Genomic DNA, 19,216 nt, shown 5'->3' with positions numbered 1-19,216 from the left:
CTCTGGCGAGCTAACCTGCTAGCCCTGACCGGAAATAAGTCTGGCCCCTTGCCGGGCCTGATCATCTGCGGTTTTCATCAACTTGACCTGAAGCTCAAAATTGCGGGTCAATGACATACTGCTAATCAGCTCGTCGACCGCATTAACATTGGCTCCCTCAAGAAAACCTGAGGCCAGCACCACCTGCTCGCTGGTCTCGGCATCACCCCCTTGGCGCAAGCGAAAGAGGCCGTCCGGACCTTTTACCAGTTCGACCGGATCCGGATTGACCAGCTTGAGGCGACCCACATCCAATCGGGCACCTCCACCCGGTGGCGTGATGCTGAGAGAACCATCCTTGCCGAAGCTCAGGTCGCGATAGGCAGGCAGTACCATTTCCCCGCCATCTCCCAGCACAGGACGGCCATTGAGAGTCAATAGCCCTTCAGAGTCCACTTCCAAGTTACCGGCCCGGGTATAGGCCTCTTTGCCATCGGCAGTTTGCACCGTGATAAAACCGTCACCACGCACCGCCACATCCAGTTTGCGACCCGTTTGCATCAAGGCGCCCGCCTTAAAATCCGTGCCGGCCATCTCTTCACGCGCCATGATCCGGCTTGGGTAGCCATCACCGGTCAGCGCATAGGCTGAGACCCGCTCAAAATCGGCCCGAAAACCGGCGGTATTGACGTTGGCCAGGTTATTCGCCCGAATTTGCTGTGCCATCAGGGTATGTTGTGCCCCCGACATGGCGGTATAGATAAGCTTTTCCACGCATCAAGCCTTAGAAGGAGTTGAAGAGAACCTGGGTCATCTTGTCAGCTGAGCTGATGGTTTTGGCGTTGGCCTGATAGTTACGCTGGGAAGTCATCAGGCTGACCAGCTCACCGGTCAAGTCCACGTTGGAGCTCTCGTAAGCCCCCGCGGTGAGTGAGCCCATGGTCCCGGTTCCTGGCGCGCCCAACACCGGCTGACCTGAGCTGAAGGATTGCTGCCAGGTGGTGTTGTTGGTTTGCATCAAGCCATTCGGGTTGGTGAAGTTAGCCATCACCACCTGCCCTTGCAACAAACTCTGACCATTGGTGAAGGTGGCATACACGCCACCATCGGCATCAACCTTGACCCCGGTCAGATCCCCGGCGGCATAGCCATTGGATTGGTTACGGGTAGCGTTGAAGTCAGAGGCGTACTGACTGACACGTGCGACATCAATACTGAGATCAATTGTCTCTGCGCCTGGGGGCGTCAAATTCAGCACAGGGGACGTAGTCGGGGATTTCAATGTACCGTTGGTATTGAATTCCATGGTCACCGGCGTACCCGCCGGGGTGCCATTGAAGGCATAGTTGACTTGCCAGGTATTGTCCGCCGTTTTGACAAAATACTGGGTCACTGTATGTTCAACACCCAGCGAATCATAAACCTTGCTGGATTGCGAATAGCTAAAACTGTCTGATTTGGCAGGATCAAACGGATGGGTGGTCTGATCGATTACACTGGCATCCGCCTTGAGATTGGCTACGAACTCCAGCTTGTCAGATGCCTTGGCTGGCAAGCTGCCAGCTTTGACCTGAATATCACCAACCACGCCGGTTTGCAGCTCACCCGCATCATTGGTGGTATAGCCTTGCAGACGAGTGCCATTGGCGGTGGTCAGATAGTTATTGGCATCCCGTATAAACATACCCGCACGGGTATAAGAAGTCTGGCCATTGCTATCTTTCAGCACAAAAAAACCACTGCCGGAGATCGCAAGATCCAGTCCCTTACCGGTACGCATCACATCGCCATTACGGTCAAAGTTCTGGGAGACGTTGTTCATCTCGACACCACCAGCCTGCCCACCACCATAGATGGCGGCGAATTCGGCGCGGCTCGATTTGAAACCAGCCGTGCTGGCGTTAGCCACGTTGTTGCTGATAACACTCAATTCCTGGTTCACGGCGCGCAGGCCGCTCAATCCGATACTGAAAGACACAATTTCGCTCCTATCTAATTACGCCGATTTACCAAACTGGATGGCACTGAAGAGAGGCACATCACCCACTCCAGCCACCTGTAACATGATCTCGCCTGTACCAGGCAAGGTGACACGCTCTACCTTGCTGGCCACAAAATTCTTGGATGTGGTCGCCACGCCATCGAGCGAGGCTTTTACCTCGAAGCTGTATTCACCGGCAGGCAAGGGAGGCAATTCATAATCGAGTCCCCCAGCCTTGCTATCACCCCAATTTTTGGTCGCGACCAGGGTGCCATGTTCGTCATACACTTTAAGCTCAACCTGATCCGCAGCACCGGCCAGCTCAATCTGTCCACGAATCGTCTTTTCGGCGCTCAGGGTTAGCGTATTGCTGGGAACCATGACTTCCTTATCGATCAGATCCGTACTCTGCAATACCTGCTGGGTGTCCATCATGTTGATCGACTTCTGCTGCAGGATTTTGAGGTTCTCAATCCCTTCCACCATGCTGAACTGAGCCAGCTGGGTGACATACTGGGCACCATCCAGTGGATTAGTCGGGTCTTGGTTCTGGATCTGGGCAACCATCATCTGCAAGAATTCGTTGCGCAGTTGCATACCGCCCTGAGGGTTCTGGTCTGCAGCCTCACTGTTGGGGGCTATATCTGGTGTTGCGGTACGCTGACTGGTGTCACGCGCAGTATCCAGGCCATTTATCGGAGGCAGGCTCATGGCTTACACTCCCTGGCCCAGACGCAGCAGACCTTGCTGCATGCTATTGATACGATTGATCACTTCGACCGAGGTTTCAAAACCGCGTGAAGCGCTCATCATGTCGGCCATTTCTTCAACTACGTTGACGTTGGAGTAGTAGACGAAGCCATCCTGATCGGCCAGGGGGTTGGTCAGCTCGAGGCGCTTCTCTACTTGGCGATCAGACTGCACGATTCCTGCAATCTGCACCTGAGCCGCCCCCAGCGAATCAGCATCCTGTACTCGTTGATACAGCGTGGAGAACACCGGCTTGATGGCACGAAAAGCGGCCTCTTCACTGCCTGCAGCACTGTCCACGTTTGCCAGATTGGAGGCAACCGTATCCAGGCGCACGGTTTGCGCGCGCATGGCACTGCCTGCGATGTCATAAATTCGATTAAACGACATGATTAACGGCCCTCGATCGCTTTGGCAATCCCGGTGATTTTCATATTCAGGAAGGTGAGACTGGTCTGAAAGTCGGTAGCATTATTGGCAAACTTGCTTTGCTCAACACTGAGCTCGGCAGTATTGCCATCCATTGAAACCTGATAGGGAATTCGATACAGAGGATGTCGCATATCATTGGCCATGACACCCTGACTGATGGCGGCGCTCGTTTCTCCCGTTGCGACTTGCTGCGCGACACGCCCAAGAATCGTCTTATAATCGACATCTCGGGCCAGATAGCCAGGGGTATCCACATTGGCCAGGTTCCCTGCCAGAATACGCGCCCGATCCGCCCGCACATCTAGGGCATAAGGGTGTACACCAAGAGCGCTGTCAAATGAGATACTCATGCTTCATCCTTCTATGAATCTGTCAGACTGGTGCAATCTTTATCAAGACTCATGCCAATGATGAATATCCTTTATTCCCGCTGGTTACAGCATCAACAGTGGCTGATAACACTGATAAAAGGGGAAGTGTTGCTTCCCGTATGGAAGCGCATTGGCCTGTTGTGCCTGCTGATGCTGTCATACACACTGCAAGCCGCACCCACCGACTTGTCGCGGTATTTAGAGGCCCAGCTGAAAAAGGATGCCAGTGACGCACTGAACACCTATTTGCAGCAACAAGGCTGGTCAGCCCCTGAGGTCGACTACCAAGTCTGGATCTCTCCCGCGGTGACCCATTTGCCACCCTGCCAACAAGCCATTCGTTTGCAAGCTGGAGGTCAATATCGGCAACCCTGGGGGCGACGTCCCTATCTGGCTGAATGTACGGAACCTGCATGGCAACTAAGGGCTCGAGTCGAAGTGACGCTCATGTTGCCAGTCTGGGTGACGGCACAAGAGATCCAGAAAGGCCAAACCATTCGTGCCGGAGACCTCGTCGAAAAATCTCTTGATATCAGTCGATTGCAACGTGGCTTCGTTCCAAGCTCCGAATCCCTTGTGGGGAGCAAGAGCAATCGGAATCTCAGGATGGGTCAGTTGATTGGCGAACTGGATTTACAAAAGGCCTGGGCCGTTCGGGAAGGAGAAGGGGTACTGATCAGAGCCAGTCTCGACGGTTTTTCAGCAACCACCCGCGGCAAAGCATTGGCAAACGGCGCCATTGGCGATGGCATTAAGGTAAGAAATCTCAGTTCAGGCAAAGAGATTCAGGCCTGGGTAATCGAGAAAGGTGAAGTGGAAACCCGTTTTTAACCCAAAGGACGAGTTTGATTTAAGTTAGGCCGGCCTTGGGTCGCTTGTCAGAGATAGACCATCAGGAATTGACGTTATGAAAATCACACGCCCCGACCCGCTTTATGTTCAAACCCAGCAGCAACGCAAGCCGGCGTCTGCGACTGCACAGCCGCCAGCACGTGCCAGCCAGGCTGATGCCCAGATAAGCACCACGGCGCAGTTTGTAAAGCAGGCAAGATCGCAACTGGCAACGACATCTGATGTGGATATGGAGAAGGTAAACCAGATCCGCCAAGCTATCAGCGACGGCAAGCTTGAGCTCGATATGGATGCGCTGAGCCAAGCCATTCTGGATATGCATCGTCGATGAGCGTGGATCCCAAGCAGCGGGTCAAGCAACTGATCATCGGTATCCAGCAAGATTGTGGTCGCTACGCCGAGCTGCAACAGCAACTTCTGCGCCAACACAACCTGCTGGCCGCTCACGATGTCAACGGGCTGGCGGAACACAATCAGCTGCAGACCCAACTGATGGTAGCTGTTCAGAAGCAGGCACAACAACGCTGTCAACATCTGCTCGCGTTGGGATTGAAACCGGACGAAAAAGGGATGGCAATACTAATCGCAAAACTGCCCGCCAGTTTGCAAAAAAACGTTACCAGCCAATGGCAACAGCTTGAGCAGTTATTACATCAATGTTTGCGCCAAAACGAACTCAATGGCCGCCTGCTAGCAGGGCAGATCGAAACAATCAACTCACTATTGGGACAAGAACAGCCCTATGGCCAACTAGAACGTTTCCCGGACTAATTCTTATCCCTCTCTCTGCATGCGATGACGCAGACTGGATAACTCATCCATCTGTCGCTGTTCCCGGGACTCTTGCTCCTGACGCAGGGCAAGGTCACGCTTATCCAGTAACAGCTCTAATCCTTTAACTCGACCAAATTGCTTGAGTACTTGGCCTTCGTGGCGCTCCAAATCCAATTTGGCCAAGGCAGACTGTTGTACCTGATGAACCAGCAGATGGCGCAGCTGTCCCTCCATCTGCTGCTTGTTGTGCCACAGCAGGGGATGAAATGTTGCCGAACCTGGGTTAAGAGAGTTGATCACATCTTGCAACCTCAGCGCCCTATGCTCTTCTTGCATGGCCTCTTCTCGCAGACGCTGGCGCTCCTTGCCCATCACCTCCAACGCATTCTGCTGCACACCAAGATAGGATTTCAACATGGCGGATCCTTAAGACTTCCCGAGCACTTGCTTCAGCCCTGCCATCACTTGGACAAAAGGCGTTTCCTCATGGATGCCCTGTTGCAGGAAGGCTGCGATGGCAGGGTAACGCTGCACCGCCTCATCCATCTGGGGGTCAGCTCCCGGCTGATAACCGCCCAACGGCAACAGCTCGCGCACCTGTTGATAACGCCCCCACAACTGCCGCAACGTCACCGCCAACGTCTGCCATTCTGCAGGGACAACCTGTGGCATGACCCGGCTAACGGATGCACCTATGTCGATCGCAGGGTAATGTCCCTCCTCCGCCAATCGGCGAGCCAGAACAATATGACCATCCAGAATGGCGCGTGCCGCATCCACCACGGGATCCTGCTGGTCATCCCCTTCAGCCAAAACTGTGTAGAAAGCGCTCAGAGAACCATCGGGGTGTGTGCCATTACCGGCTCGCTCAACCAGCTGTGTCAGCATACTGAACACCGAAGGTGGATAGCCTCGGGTCGCAGGCGGCTCCCCTATTGCCAGCGCGATCTCGCGCTGAGCCTGGGCATAGCGGGTCAAGGAGTCCATGAGCAGCAGCACATCCCTCCCCTGCTCACGGAAATACTCGGCGATACGGTGACACAATTGTGCTGCGCGCAGACGCATCAGCGGAGATTGGTCAGCAGGGGCTGCCACGACGACAGCACGCGCCAACCCTTCTGGGCCCAGGCTGTGCTCGATAAATTCGCGCACCTCTCGCCCCCGTTCACCAATCAGGCCTACCACCACTATCTGTGCGGTCGTATTGCGGGTCATCATGCCCAATAGCATGCTCTTGCCGACCCCGGAGCCCGCAAACAGGCCCAGACGCTGCCCCTTGCCGACAGTCAACAGGCCATTGATGGCACGAATGCCTACATCGAGCGGCTCGCGCACTGGCGTACGTAACAGCGGATTGGGTGGTGAGGCGAACAGAGCAACACGCTCACCTTCATCGCGTAACGGCCGACCATCCAGGGGCTGCAACAGGCCATCAACCACACGTCCCAGCAAATGCTCACCGACCTGTATTGTCTCTTCACCATCAATGGGAAGCACACGTGCACCGGCATAGAGACCGCTCATGGGTTGCAGCGGCATCAAGTAGGAAATGTCCCGGTTGAACCCAACGACTTCGGCCAACAGTGGTGTCCCGGCCGCCGTATCAACTCGGCAACGCTGGCCCATCACCAGCTGGCAGCCAACCACCTCCAGCGTCAGCCCGGTGACTCTAACCAGACGGCCATAACGGCGAAAACCGGGAACATCCTCAAAACTGTCCAGCGCTGAAGTGAGCGCCTGTTGCAGCGCTTCATGCATCCTGTGGCAATTCCAGCGTACTATTCAGCTGCTCGATACAAGAGGCGAGGCGCTCGCCTGTATTGACTTCGATAACCGCTGCCCGTGTTTCTATACGGGCATCACCTACACTCAGGGCGCCATCCACCTGCAATGGCCACCCCTCACAACGAGTAACGCCTTGCTCGGCCAAGCGCTGCCGATCCCCCTCACTGAGATAGATCACCAGCTCTTCCGATGTAGCCGGCAGACTCGCCAAAGCCTGCTCCACCTGATTGAGTACCTGCTGCGGATTGAGGGTAAATTCAGCCTGGATCACGCGTTTCGCAACCTGCGTTACCAGCTGGGCAACCAGCTCTTTTTGCTCCCGCATGCGAGAATGAGTCAAGGACTCCCATTGCGCCTGCAGCTTGGCAAAGGGAACCATCGCCTGATCGAACGAGGCACGACCTTCTGCTAGCCCCTGTGAAAAGCCACGAGTTTGCCCCTGCTGCAGTCCCTTGGCCTCTCCGTCAACGAGACCGCTGGTCAATCCTTGCTGATAGCCACTCTGATACCCTTCGTCATGGCCTTGCTCCAGACCCTGCTGATAACCGAATTCGAACTGATCCTGCTGACTCTGCGCCTCTTCTCCGCTTTGCCCCAACGAAGGGAAACGGTAAAGACGAGCGGCTCCCGTCGCCAACTTGCGAACATTGTGACTCATGAACGCCTCCTGTTAATTGACGGTGGGCTCTTCGAACAGCTGGAATTCGACCTCGCCCTGCTCCACCAACTCGCGGACCAGTTGCATGACCTCTTCCCTCGCCTGCTCAACCTTGCGCAAGGAGACACTGCCCTGCCCCTGAATTTGGACATCCAGGGCCTGGGCCATCCGTTTCGGCATGGCTCCCAGTACCACTTTGCGAAAGCTGGCTTCGGTATTTTTCAGCGCCAACGCCAGCAGATCGCTTGGTAGTTCCTGTACCAGACGTTGCAGGGTTTCATCCGATTGACGACGCAACGCCATGAAGTCGAACATGTTTTTCTCGATTTCCAGCGCCATGTCGCCATCGTGCTCCCTCAACAGGGAGAGCATCTGCTCCTTATCGCCCTGATAACGGTTCAAGATGTCGGCCACCTGTCGTACGCCATTAACCTTGGCTCCGGACTGATCAGCCACGTAGGCGAGGCAGCGGTCCAATGTCAGACGCAGCTCTCCCAACACGTGTTCACTGACACTATTGAGGCTGGCAACCCGCACCAACAGATCATCGTGGATGGATCCAGGCAGAGCATCCAGTACGGCGGACGCTGTCTGAGGTGGCAAGAACGCCAGCAGGACCGCCTGCATTTGCGGATGCTCATTACGGAAGAAGCGGGCCAACACATCGGCAGGCACCCATTGCAAACGCTGAATATCCTGGCTCATAACATCGCCATAGAGGCTGTCGAGCAGGCTGCGAGATAGCCGCTGTCCCAGTGCAAGATCCAGCGTCTGTTCCAGATATTCCCGCGAAGCGCTGCCAATCCCGCTCTGCTCGCGGTACTGGTTGAAGAACTGCTGCAAAGTCCACTTTGCCTCCATCGAGCTGACACCTGACAGACCCGCCATCTTGGAGATGAGACGCTGCACTTCGTCACGGGAGAGTTTCTGCATGACCTTTGCTGCAGCTTCTGTGCCCATGCTCAACAGCAAAATCGCTGCCTTTTCCAGATTATCAATGTCAATATCGACGGCATTCTGGTTCAGATTAACGTTGTTCATTGCCACTCACCCATGATCTGACCACTTCTGCTACCCGAGCAGTGTCCTTCTCAACCAGCAGCTGCAGATGCTTAAGCTGTACTTCCAGTTCGGAACCCGGCTCTGGCAATGCTTCCAGATTCAAGGAAGAGAACTGGGGTTCCATCTGATTATCCGCACGGATCAAACCATTATTCATCATCGGAGCCGCCAGGGCGGCATCGTCATCCTGCCGCATGGAGAGACCCACTGTTGGCTCTTGTTGCTCATCACGCCCTTCATATGGCTCCTCATCAGACAACTGCTGGGTACGAACCAGATGCTTCACCAACGGACGAATCCCGAAGAACACCAACGTCAGGCCAAGCAGGCCACCGACCAGATAACGCAATGAGTCTTGCCAATAAGGTGTTTCCCACCAGCCAGATTCAGGAGGAACAATCGGTACGACACCGGTAAAATCGAAGACCTGCAGGCTGATCTGATCGCCCCGCGCATCATCAAATCCGACCGAGCGTTCCACCATCTGGCGGATTTGCTCCAGCTGTTCTGCACTCCAGCCATCTTTGGGGGCACTTTGCTGATTTAGCAAAATGGAAACATTCATCTTCTCCAGCCGCCCCTGCTGATAGCGGGTATGCACTATGGTTCGGCTGTTTTCGTACTGTTTGTTAATCTCTTGGCGCTCGGAACGAGAACCGTTCCTCTGGGTCTCCGAGCTGGTAGTCCCCTGATTTTGAGCTGGTTGCTCACTATTTGGTGCCGTTTCGGGAGGACGATTGGACAAGGCTCCAGGGATCCCCAGCGCCAACGCATCTAGGGTTGTATCCGACTTACTGGACTCCTTGGTGACCACGCCCTGTGGATCCAGCTGCTGTTGGGTCTCCTCCACTGCATTGAAGTTCACATCGGCGGCGATCTGCACCCTGAAGTTGCCCGTGCCCAGCATGGGATAGAGCATGTCGCTGGCCCGCTGACGGATGTACTGCTCAAGCTTGCGCACATATTCCATCTGCTGCACGCTCTGCTTGCCGAAACCAGCCTTGTCACCCAGCTCGGCGCTGAGCAGCTGACCCGCCTGATCCACTATGGTCACAGTACCCGGCTTCATACCGGAGATGCTGCCGGCCACCAGATTGGCGATCGCCTCTACCTGTCCTGGCTCCATTGTCTGACCCGGTTGCAGATCCAGCATCACAGAGGCACTGGGTTTTTCTTCATCACGACCGACAAACAGGGTTCGCTTGGGAATCGCCAGATGGACACGAGCACTGCGCACCGCATCCAGTGAGATGATGGTTCTCGCCAGCTCACCTTCCAATGCATGCCGATAACGGGCGCCCTCCATGAATTCGCTGGTACCAAGCCCTGTAGCATTATCCAACCCCTCGAGGCCGGCTGGCATGGCTGCTCTGACCCCTCTGGCCGCCAGCGCCATACGAACATGGGCAAGCTGACTCTCGGGGACCAGAATTTGACCCGTGCTCTTTTCCAAACGGAATGGCACTTGCTCCTTCTCCAGCATCTCCATGATGTTGGCGGTATCGTAAAGTTCCTGCTTGCCATATAGGGGCACGTAATTCTTGCCGGAGGTCCACAGGATCACGACGATCGTGCCGGCCACAATGGCCGCCAATAGTGCGATTGTAAGAATGGATTTGTTGTCGCGAGAAAGACTACGCCAATTGCGCAACCCTTCCTGAACTCGTGTTCTGAAGGAATCCGAAGCCCCTTGCGGGGACGTTACCAGTTCAGTCATCACTTACCTCAGAGTGGCATGCGCATAATGTCGTCAAAGCCTGTCATCAGCTTGTTTCGCACCTGCATCAGGGCTGAGAAGCTGAGACCCGCTTTCTGGCTGGCCACCATGGCACCCACCAGATCATCGCTCTGACCCGCATCGACGGCGGTCATCAGTTTTGAGGCGGTATTTTGCTGCTCGTTGACTCGCCCGATGACATCGCGCATGGCATCGGTAAATGACACATTCGATGCATCATTTAATTCGATGGAAGGGGTTTGGTTGGCGACTCGCTGCATCTCCTGCATCTGCTGCAAGAGCGTCACCTGTGATGACATCATTTCGATCTTCACTCGGTTATCCCTTAGTTTTGAAGCTGCTGCTCAATATCAATGCCCTGCTCACGCATGGCCGCCAGCTTGTATCTCAGAGCCCGGGTCGTCATCCCAAGAGCCTCTGCCGTGCGGGTCCGATGGCCACGAAAGCGGCGCAGGGTCTCTAGTACAAATTGAAATTCGGCATACCGACGTGTCTCGCTAAGCCCTTCCGGAGCGGAAAACGCCTCCGGTAACGCATCGTCGGATTCAATGGTGTAACTGGGCAGCATCAAATCGACTGCTTGAATATGCAATCCGCGAGCCATGATTAATGAACGTTGTATCACGTTATCCAGCTCCCGGACATTGCCTGGCCAGCCATACGCCAACAGCTGCTTATGGGCACTTTCGCTCAGGCGATAGCCTTGCTGAGGAGCATGCAGTTCGATGAAATATTCGGCCAGTGGCAGTATGTCGTCCGGGCGCTCCCGAAGAGCTGGCCAACTCATGGGAAGCACGTCGAGACGATAAAACAGATCTTCCCGAAACTGGCCCACGGCAACAAGAGTCCGTATATCCTTGTTGCTGGCAGCGATAATTCGCACATCCAGCGCGATGGTTTGGTGACTGCCTAGCCGCTCGACCTCCTTCTCTTGTAAAACACGCAGCAGCTTGGCCTGTAGCAACAAAGGCAACTCAGATATTTCATCAAGTAACAGGGTCCCACCCTGTGCCAACTCAAATTTGCCAGGTTGAGTCCCTGTAGCCCCGGTGAACGCCCCCTTGTTATGCCCAAACAAAATGGATTCGAGCATGGATTCAGGAATAGCGGCACAGTTGATGGCGATAAACGGTTTACCGGCACGGTTGGACATGTCGTGGATATAGCGAGCCAGTCGTTCCTTACCCGTCCCCGACTCACCACCAATCAGAATGGTGGCAGACGTCTTGGCTGCACGACGAGCAAGTTGCAACACTTGTAGGCTCATGGCAGAGGTAGCGATCAGATTGGGAATGGATTGGCGCAGACGCAGCGCCCCCTTAACTGCATCAAGCATTTGCTGACAGCCAAAGGGTTTGATGATGTAGTCTATCGCCCCCGCCCGCATGGCTTCTGCTGCAAGATAAGCCTGCTGCTCATTAACCAGGATGACACAGTCGACGCCGCAAAATTCATGCGCCAATTGGGGACCCGCCTCAGTCATAAGATCCATATCGAGCAAGATCAACGCAACTGAGTTATTGGCGAGAATTAATTTGGACTTCCTAATCGAGTCAACACAGGAAACTGTGTATCCCTGCGCTACCAACATCCCCTTTATATCGTTTCCATTTGATAACGCAGGTCTGATCAATAACAAATGAGGAGCTGTCTCAATACCAATGGGTCTTGATTTTTTATTGATAGATATATCCGAAAGCATATGAACCCGACCCCCTGATTATGGACAAACCAATCAACAGAACTGGTGTGTCAAAAATAAAAGCGCACCATTTCGAAAATGGTGCCTCAAACGGGCATCTAATTTATGCAGAGGATGGTATCAAGGCGGTAACAATTGCCTTGGTAACCCCGCTATCATTAGCATTGCCGCTATTAGACCGGAAGCTTTGCGTCCTGACTTTTCAGTTCAGTTTGCCTTTATCATGCGACTGCCCATATTGGGATAATACAGCTTCACCTACCCAGTGATAGCTGTGTGGCACATGTTAATTGTTATATTTGTTATTTATTGTTAACGCTTGATGCGTCAAAAACAGTCACATCATAGCGGCTTCCGATGACAATTCAAGTAAATATGCGGAATATAACCTTCCCATCACTTCATAACATGGCAGTTCAGCTTCAGCCTAGTGTTCCAATAACTTCTACCCTCAGGTCTTCCGGTATTTCATTATAAGAGAGCACTTTGAGACCTTTTGAAAAAGATCGAGCATATCGCGCCATCAAGGGCCTGAGTTGAGGCATGACAACCAATACTGGAGCATGACCTTGCTGTTGCAACTGCTCTTTCACCAACGGCATATTTTGCTGCAACTGCGCCAGCAGCTGAGGATCAACAGGAAAGCTATCCAACTGAATCTTACCCTGCTGCTGGGACTGGTTCATTGCAGCCAACAGCGTCTGCTCCAGGCGGTCCTCCAGGGTAAACGCTGCCAAAATATCGCGCGACCCAATCGCCTGTCTGACAATCTGGCGCTTCAAGGCACACCTGACATCGGACGCCAGCAAGACCGGATCCTTGGTCAGTTCGCTCGCATCTAGCAAGGTGGTGGCAATGGTTCGAATATCAGTGAGGCTGATCTGCTCCTTGAGCAACTGGCGGAATACCCTCAGTTGCTGCATCTGGGTCAGCGCCAGATTGAGTTCTTCTGCCAGACGGGGTGACTGGGTAGCCAGATATTGGCCCAACTTGCCTACCTCATCATGGCCAAACAGAGAATCAAGTTGCTCTCTCAGCAGCTTGCTAGCATGGGTGGCAATAACTGTCGCGGAATCGACCACGGAATAGCCCAGGTTCAAGGCCTTGGCCTTGTTCTCTGGGGAAATCCATACAGCACTCATCCCATAGGCGGGATCCTGGGTCAGCTCACCATCAAGAGAACCATACGTATCCCCACTGCTGATCGCCATCAGTCGCTGACAGTCAACGTTACCAGCCGCAAGTGGCACACCGGACAACTTGATCCGGTATTGATCGGGTTGCAGCTGCAAGTTGTCACGCACCCGAATCTCGGGTAGCAGGAAGCCATATTGCTCGGAGAGGGTTTTACGAATACCCCTTACCCGGGCTAGCAGCTCGGCACCCTTGTCCGCTTCCGCCAAGGGCACCAGCCGATAGCCCAACTCAATGGCAACCGCATCGACAGTAGGCAGATCCTGCCACTCCAGTCCCTGTGGCTCGGACTGCACCATCTGGCGCGTCAGCTCCTGGGCTGCATCTAGGTCAGGATCATTGACTCGACGCTTGCTGACACTCCAACCGGCCCATGCCAGCACGGCGGCGAAACTGAGAAAAGCCAGCATAGGCATGCCTGGCACTAGGCCCAGGATCAACATGATGGTAGCGGCGGTATAGATAACCCGCGGCGATGCCAGGATTTGCTGACCCACCTGATCCGACATCTCGCCTTCGTCGCTGACCCGAGTCACTATGATGGCGGCAGCGGTAGACATCAGCAAAGAAGGGATCTGGGCAACCAGACCGTCACCTATGGTGAGCAGTGCATAACTCTGAAACGCCTCAGCAACCTGGAGCGAGTGCTGGAAGATACCGATCGCCAACCCCCCGACCAGATTGATGATCAACACCAGCAAGCCAGCGATGGCATCCCCTCGCACGAACTTGGACGCACCGTCCATAGCACCGTAAAAATCAGCCTCTCTTGCAATCTCGTCACGCCGGGCACGGGCCTGATGCTGATCCATGGTGCCGGCGTTGAGATCAGCATCGATCGCCATCTGTTTACCGGGCATCGCATCCAGGGTGAAACGAGCAGATACCTCGGATATCCGCTCGCCCCCCTTGGTGATCACCACGAAGTTGATGATCATCAGGATCACGAAAACTACCAGACCGACGACATAGTTACCGCCGATGACCACTTCCCCGAAGGCCTGAATGACCTTACCTGCAGCCTCATGCCCCTCGTGACCATGCAGTAAGACGACGCGGGTAGAGGCAACGTTGAGCGACAACCGCATCAGAGTTGCCACCAGCAATACTGTGGGGAAGACAGAAAAATCGAGCGGGCGGCGGGCTGAGACAGAAACCAGCAGCACCAGAACCGCCAACACTATGTTGAACGTGAACAGGGCATCCAGCAGCCAACCAGGCAAAGGCAAGATCATCATGGCCAGTATGGCCAAGAGCAGCATGGGGATCGCGGTATAGGATTGGGTCAATACACGCCAGTTCACAACTTACCTCTCAGGTTGACGTAACTCGGGCGGCACATGCAAAGGGGCAAGAGGAGTAGGTTTCTGCCCCTTGCCAGCCGCATAGGCCCGTAACTGCAATACATGGTTCAGCACATAAGCCACTGCGGTGTAAAGACCCGCAGGCACTTCCTGGTCTACCCGGGTGGAGTAATAAATGGCACGGGTCAGGTCCGGCAGACTAATGACCATCTTGTCGTGCTGCTTTGCGACCTGGCGGATCCGCTCCGCCATGCTGTCAATCCCTTTGGCAATCACGTAAGGAGCATTTGCTCGCTCAGGATCATATTTAATGGCCACCGCATAGTGAGTCGGGTTGACGATAATCACATCGGCCTGTGGTACACGTTGTTCGATACGAGCCCGGGCAAGCATCCCTTGTACCTGGCGGATCTTGGCCTTTATCTCAGGCCGCCCTTCGCTGTTCTTGTATTCATCCTTGACCTCTTGCTTGGTCATCCGCAACTGCTTGTTCAGGGACCAACGCTGATACGGTACATCCAGAACGGCAATCAGCATCTGCACACTGCCAAGCAAGATAAATGCCTGAGAGAGGATTCGCAGCGCCTGCTCCATCGCAACCTGGGGGGGCATACGGTTCATCATCATCAGCAAGGGCCATTGGTGCTGCAGCATCAGTGCCAATGTTGAGCCGATCAGCAGGATCTTGAGCACAGATTTCAGCAGTTCCATCAGGCTGTGAGTCGAGAACATCCGCTTGAGCCCCTTGAGCGGATTGAGCTTCTCTGCGCTGGGCAGTAATTTCTTCCAGGTCAGCACCATGCCACCTGGCACAATGCTGAGCAGTACCAGCAACAACGCCAGAAAACCGAACAGAGGTAGCAGCACCCACAACATGCTGAGCAGGGCTTCTGCCGTCCAATGAATCATCATCTGCGGCTCACGGGCACCTTGCCAGTCAAAGCGTTGGGGACGTTTCATCAACTCGGCAAAGAAGTGACCAAAGCTGGGCACCATCCATTGCATGGCAAGGCCACCCAGCAGCAACAGCCCGGCGGAGCTCAGCTCCTTGGAGCGCGCTATCTGTCCCTCTTCCCGAGCCTTGCGCAGTTTCTGGGAAGAGGCCTCTTCGGTTTTATCCTGGGCGCTATTCTGACTCATGATGGGGTCAGTACCCTAAGCTGCTCCAGCACATGCGTCACCAAGTCAAGGTAGCGGGCCGGAACGCCACTGATGGAAATAGCCATGGTCACCAACCCGAGCAACAAAGTCATGGGAAAACCCAGCGAAAAGATGTTCAGGGATGGCGCGGTGCGGTTCATGACCCCGAAGGTCAGGTTGACCATCAACATGGCCACCACCGCAGGCAAGGTCAGGATCAATGCTGCACCGATACACCAGCCAAACAAACCTATGACCCCTTTCATATCCAGCAAGTCGAGCGAAGATCCCGGTGGCCAGCTACGTAGACTCTGTACCAGCACATCCAGGGTGACCAGATGACCATTGAGCCCAAGAAACAGCAGTGAGCAGAAGATAAGCATCAGCTGGCTGATGATAGGTGCAGAATCCCCGTTACTGGGATCATTCATTACTGCCATCGCCAGACCCATCTGCATGGAGAGGACCTGTCCAGCCATGGTCATGATCATGAACAACATCTGGACACAGAGTCCGAACAGCAGCCCGAACAACAGTTGCTCCACAGCCAACACGAGGGCACCGGTACTGAAAGGATCAACCACTGGCATATCTTTTAACATAGGAGCGATCAACAGGCTGACGATGAAGGCGAGGAGCAAACGCACTTGCGGTGGGATCCGGCCATCACCAAATACCGGCATAACCCAAAATGCGGTGGCAATCCGGATGAATGGCCACCACCACTGCCCCAACCAGGCAGTCAGGTCGGCAGCACTGAGGGACAGCAGGGAATTCATCCAATAAGCCCGGGTATCTTCAAAAACAGATCGTGGAACAGGGTCGTGATTTGGGAGAGCAACCAGTTGCCGGTGAAGATGAGCGTCATCAAAGTCACCAGAAAACGTGGCAAGAAACTGAGTGTTTGCTCCTGGATCTGAGTCGCCGCCTGAAACACGCTGACGACCAAGCCGACGATCAGGCTCGGTACAATCAGCACAGAAACCATCACCACCACCAGGTTAACGGCACCACCAATGAGCGCCACACTCTGCTCTGGTGTCACGTCAGCCTCCACTACCAAAGCTAGCTGCAAGGGTGCCCACAGTCATGGACCAGCCATCCACCAGCACGAACACCATCAGCTTGAACGGTAACGAGATGATCAGGGGCGAGAGCATCATCATCCCCATCGCCATCAGAACACTGGCAACGACCAGATCTATCACCAGGAAAGGGATAAACAACATAAATCCAATCTGAAAGGCTGTGTTCAGTTCACTCAGCACAAAAGCAGGCAACAAGACGCCAAACGGAACCTCAGCTTTGGTGAGAGAGGTGGACTCACCGGAGATCCGCAGCATCTGTTCCAGATCCGGTTCGCGGGTCTGCGCCAGCATGAAATGACGCAAGGGCTTTTCAGCCCTGGCGATCCCTTCAGACAGGCTAATTTCATTCTGATCGTAAGGGATGAATGCATGCTGATACATATCAGTCCAGACAGGACGCATGATCACTATCGTCAGTATCAAGCTGATGCCTATCAGTACACGGTTGGGAGGGCTCTGCTGCAAGCCTATCGCCTGGCGCAGAATCGCCAGCACTATGATAATCCGGGTAAAGCTGGTCATCATGAGCAATAGGGTCGGAAGGAGTCCCAAAAGGGTCATAAAGAAGAGGATCTGCAACTTAATGTTGTAGTCCTCCCCACCTTCAGCACCCGGTAAAACCGAGAACAATGTCATGTCTGCCCCCCAACTGGGCAGCGAACACAACAGCAGAGCAAACAGCAGGTGGCGCATCAGTCGTCCAGGCCACCCAGCAGATTGGTGTCGATCACATCCACCAGACGCAGACCATATTTACCATTGACCACAACAACTTCCCCCTTGGCCAACAGGCGGCCATTTACCCTGACGTCAAGCGGTTCACCTGCCAATTTGTCGAGCTCGATAACAGCCCCTGCTTCCACTCGCATCAATTCCCCCAGCGAGACCTCGGTACTGGCCACTTCCAGCGTTACCTTGACCGGGATCTGACGAAAGAAGGAGAGATCCCGCTGCTTGCTGCTACTGGTGGGAGCCATATAGTCTACCGCACTGGGCATGCTGATATCATCACCAAACAGTTGATCCAGACCATCCAAATCCAGCGGGTCATTCATATTGTGCTCGTTCATGATTCGATTATTCCTCTACGACCGTCGCGACCTGATAAACCAGGCTGCCTTTATGTTCAGCGATACGTCCACTAAAGCAGGGACGGTTACCAATCAGGGCTGGCACCACTTCCGGTAAATCCAGCGAGAGCACATCGCCCACTTTGAGACACTCCAGGTCGGCCAGCGTCATGGACAACTGCCCCATTACCACGCGTAAACGTGCGGGAATGTGTGTCAGTGCCTGCTCCAAGGCGCCATCTTGCAAGGTACACCCTGCCGCAGAACCTGTGCTCTCAGTGGGTGGAACCAGCCACAACTGCCAACCGTGGGAAAAGCTCCCCACCGTCAGGGTGGCGGCGGCCATCCACAGTCGTGACACAGGGAGTGCATCACGTGTAATCAAAGTCAATTGCCACTCGAGATCACCCAGCCCCAAGCAGGAAGACCAGATGTCGACCTGATATTGGCAAAGACGCAGCACCAGGCGTTGCTCGGTATCCGTCAATCCTTTGCTATGAGAGACAGTGTCTCCCTGATTGCGTAAAGAACCACCGAAGAAGAGCACCGCCAAGCAATAGATAACTGAAGGGGATAGGGAGAAATAAACGACCCGTTGGGTATCAAGCGGGCTACGAGCCTCAACCCAGATCAAGCCATCATCATGTTCCGGAGATGAAACGGCGATGAACTCCTGATAAGTCAGCTCGCAGTCAGCGCTATTGAATAGCTGAGCCATGCAGCTGGCTGCCTGCAGGGAAAAGGTCCCCAACTGGGCATTTACTTGTTTGAGCCGTTCCCGATCTGCTCGTTCGACACCCAGAAGATCATAATGGGGAAGGGTTTTGCCCCGCTCAGCACAAAGCAATCGAGAAGGTGTGAGCATTACGCCGCTTGATGACATTAAAAATCCACCTTAGCCATTTTTATCTCGCCTTACTGCCACAGAGACACTTATCAGGCCAGCCATGTGATCGGTACAAATAGTCCAGCCGACATAAAGCGACCAGAATGGGTGAGAACTTTATTACAAAACCCTAAAAGGTGCCATGAGACAGTCTGGCAACCCAGAAATAAAAATCCCGGCACCAGAAGGGGCCGGGATTTAAAGGTACTTGTATACCTTGAATAGGTCGGAGTCGGCCTGTAAGCCGGGTTCTGTTCCGGGTTGCCCCGGTAGCAATCATTCCTCTAGGCCAGCAATCGCTCACTGGCTCAAGCAACCTACCCGCCCCCAACGCGGGCCGCGCCAATAGGGGCCTATTTGGTCTTGCTTCGGGTGGAGTTTACCGTGCCACGAACTGTTGCCAGTCGCGCGGTGCGCTCTTACCGCACCCTTTCACCCTTACCTGATCCC

General features: G+C 54.4%; 22 protein-coding genes, 1 other RNA gene and 1 riboswitch. Of the genes, 3 read left to right on the top strand and 20 right to left on the bottom strand.

The features are described 5' to 3' along the window. Positions 1-18: 18 nt before the first annotated feature. From lfgF to lfgB, 5 genes are read right to left on the bottom strand one after another with little or no spacing between them, the layout of a single operon-like run. Positions 19-753, bottom strand: a complete 735-nt coding sequence (gene lfgF / locus AAC083_RS08845; protein WP_108536364.1) for a lateral flagellar basal-body rod protein LfgF — start codon at positions 751-753, stop codon at positions 19-21. A 10-nt stretch (positions 754-763) separates the two neighbouring features. Beyond that, a complete protein-coding gene (gene flgEL / locus AAC083_RS08840) occupies positions 764-1,957 on the bottom strand; it encodes a lateral flagellar hook protein FlgEL (RefSeq protein WP_108536363.1) in 1,194 nt (397 codons plus the stop codon). 18 nt (positions 1,958-1,975) lie between these two features. Next, positions 1,976-2,671 (bottom strand): flagellar hook assembly protein FlgD, encoded by a 696-nt coding sequence (locus tag AAC083_RS08835; RefSeq protein WP_108536362.1) that lies wholly within the window; start codon positions 2,669-2,671, stop codon positions 1,976-1,978. Between the two features lie 3 nt (positions 2,672-2,674). After that, the gene (gene flgCL / locus AAC083_RS08830; RefSeq protein WP_108536361.1) at positions 2,675-3,100 is read right to left on the bottom strand and encodes a lateral flagellar basal body rod protein FlgCL; all 426 of its coding nucleotides are present in this window, start codon (positions 3,098-3,100) and stop codon (positions 2,675-2,677) included. Positions 3,101-3,102: 2 nt separating this feature from the next. Then, positions 3,103-3,492 (bottom strand): lateral flagellar basal body rod protein LfgB, encoded by a 390-nt coding sequence (lfgB, locus tag AAC083_RS08825; RefSeq protein WP_108536360.1) that lies wholly within the window; start codon positions 3,490-3,492, stop codon positions 3,103-3,105. A gap of 57 nt (positions 3,493-3,549) precedes the next feature. Between lfgB and lfgA the strand changes: the two genes are divergently transcribed. From lfgA to lfgN, 3 genes are all read left to right on the top strand, one after another. Continuing rightward, on the top strand, positions 3,550-4,344 hold the full coding sequence (gene lfgA, locus AAC083_RS08820; RefSeq protein ID WP_108536359.1) for a lateral flagellar basal body P-ring formation protein LfgA: 795 nt from the start codon (positions 3,550-3,552) through the stop codon (positions 4,342-4,344). A 76-nt stretch (positions 4,345-4,420) separates the two neighbouring features. Continuing rightward, positions 4,421-4,696, top strand: coding sequence for a flagellar biosynthesis anti-sigma factor FlgM (gene flgM, locus AAC083_RS08815; RefSeq protein ID WP_108536358.1), 276 nt, complete (start codon positions 4,421-4,423; stop codon positions 4,694-4,696). Then, complete coding sequence (lfgN, locus tag AAC083_RS08810) at positions 4,693-5,136, top strand: lateral flagellar protein LfgN (protein WP_108536357.1); 444 nt, start codon at positions 4,693-4,695, stop codon at positions 5,134-5,136. The genes flgM and lfgN overlap by 4 nt, the downstream gene beginning before the upstream one ends. A 3-nt stretch (positions 5,137-5,139) precedes the next feature. Here lfgN and lfiJ read toward each other — a convergent pair whose 3' ends face one another. The 15 genes from lfiJ to rnpB form a co-directional block, all read right to left on the bottom strand. Further along, complete coding sequence (lfiJ, locus tag AAC083_RS08805; RefSeq protein WP_108536356.1) at positions 5,140-5,556, bottom strand: lateral flagellar protein LfiJ; 417 nt, start codon at positions 5,554-5,556, stop codon at positions 5,140-5,142. Between the two features lie 9 nt (positions 5,557-5,565). Then, the gene (gene lfiI / locus AAC083_RS08800; RefSeq protein WP_108536355.1) at positions 5,566-6,897 is read right to left on the bottom strand and encodes a lateral flagellar FliI-like assembly ATPase LfiI; all 1,332 of its coding nucleotides are present in this window, start codon (positions 6,895-6,897) and stop codon (positions 5,566-5,568) included. Continuing rightward, positions 6,890-7,582 carry a lateral flagellar assembly protein FliH gene (lfiH, locus tag AAC083_RS08795; protein WP_108536354.1) on the bottom strand — a complete coding sequence of 231 codons (693 nt, stop codon included), beginning with the start codon at positions 7,580-7,582 and terminating at the stop codon, positions 6,890-6,892. Before lfiH ends, lfiI begins: the two co-directional genes overlap by 8 nt. Positions 7,583-7,594: 12 nt before the next feature. After that, a complete protein-coding gene (gene fliGL / locus AAC083_RS08790) occupies positions 7,595-8,623 on the bottom strand; it encodes a lateral flagellar motor switch protein FliGL (protein ID WP_108536353.1) in 1,029 nt (342 codons plus the stop codon). Further along, on the bottom strand, positions 8,610-10,352 hold the full coding sequence (fliFL, locus tag AAC083_RS08785; RefSeq protein WP_108536374.1) for a lateral flagellar M-ring protein FliFL: 1,743 nt from the start codon (positions 10,350-10,352) through the stop codon (positions 8,610-8,612). Before fliFL ends, fliGL begins: the two co-directional genes overlap by 14 nt. A 17-nt stretch (positions 10,353-10,369) precedes the next feature. After that, positions 10,370-10,696, bottom strand: coding sequence for a lateral flagellar hook-basal body complex protein LfiE (gene lfiE / locus AAC083_RS08780; RefSeq protein ID WP_108536352.1), 327 nt, complete (start codon positions 10,694-10,696; stop codon positions 10,370-10,372). Between the two features lie 11 nt (positions 10,697-10,707). Beyond that, complete coding sequence (gene lafK, locus AAC083_RS08775) at positions 10,708-12,084, bottom strand: lateral flagellar response regulator transcription factor LafK (protein ID WP_108536351.1); 1,377 nt, start codon at positions 12,082-12,084, stop codon at positions 10,708-10,710. 139 nt (positions 12,085-12,223) lie between these two features. Then, positions 12,224-12,311, bottom strand: a riboswitch (cyclic di-GMP riboswitch). Between the two features lie 195 nt (positions 12,312-12,506). After that, positions 12,507-14,582, bottom strand: coding sequence for a lateral flagellar biosynthesis protein LfhA (gene lfhA, locus AAC083_RS08770; protein WP_108536350.1), 2,076 nt, complete (start codon positions 14,580-14,582; stop codon positions 12,507-12,509). A gap of 3 nt (positions 14,583-14,585) precedes the next feature. Continuing rightward, positions 14,586-15,722, bottom strand: a complete 1,137-nt coding sequence (flhB, locus tag AAC083_RS08765; protein WP_108536349.1) for a flagellar biosynthesis protein FlhB — start codon at positions 15,720-15,722, stop codon at positions 14,586-14,588. Next, a complete protein-coding gene (gene lfiR, locus AAC083_RS08760) occupies positions 15,719-16,501 on the bottom strand; it encodes a lateral flagellar biosynthetic protein LfiR (protein WP_108536348.1) in 783 nt (260 codons plus the stop codon). The genes flhB and lfiR overlap by 4 nt, the downstream gene beginning before the upstream one ends. Then, entirely contained in the window at positions 16,498-16,767 is a 270-nt protein-coding gene (gene lfiQ, locus AAC083_RS08755) for a lateral flagellar biosynthetic protein LfiQ (RefSeq protein ID WP_005314303.1), read from the bottom strand. The genes lfiR and lfiQ overlap by 4 nt, the downstream gene beginning before the upstream one ends. A gap of 1 nt (position 16,768) precedes the next feature. Further along, a complete protein-coding gene (gene fliP / locus AAC083_RS08750) occupies positions 16,769-17,503 on the bottom strand; it encodes a flagellar type III secretion system pore protein FliP (protein ID WP_108536347.1) in 735 nt (244 codons plus the stop codon). Beyond that, positions 17,503-17,880, bottom strand: a complete 378-nt coding sequence (lfiN, locus tag AAC083_RS08745; protein WP_108536346.1) for a lateral flagellar motor switch protein LfiN — start codon at positions 17,878-17,880, stop codon at positions 17,503-17,505. Before lfiN ends, fliP begins: the two co-directional genes overlap by 1 nt. Before the next feature lie 7 nt (positions 17,881-17,887). Continuing rightward, positions 17,888-18,763 carry a lateral flagellar motor switch protein LfiM gene (lfiM, locus tag AAC083_RS08740; protein ID WP_181364692.1) on the bottom strand — a complete coding sequence of 292 codons (876 nt, stop codon included), beginning with the start codon at positions 18,761-18,763 and terminating at the stop codon, positions 17,888-17,890. A gap of 227 nt (positions 18,764-18,990) precedes the next feature. Beyond that, positions 18,991-19,216: RNase P RNA component class A (gene rnpB / locus AAC083_RS08735), an RNA gene on the bottom strand; the annotation flags it as partial.

This window comes from Aeromonas sp. HMWF014 (assembly GCF_963878295.1).
GTDB classification, from domain to species: Bacteria; Pseudomonadota; Gammaproteobacteria; order Enterobacterales; family Aeromonadaceae; genus Aeromonas; species Aeromonas popoffii.
This window is presented reverse-complemented; position numbering and strand designations above follow the sequence as displayed.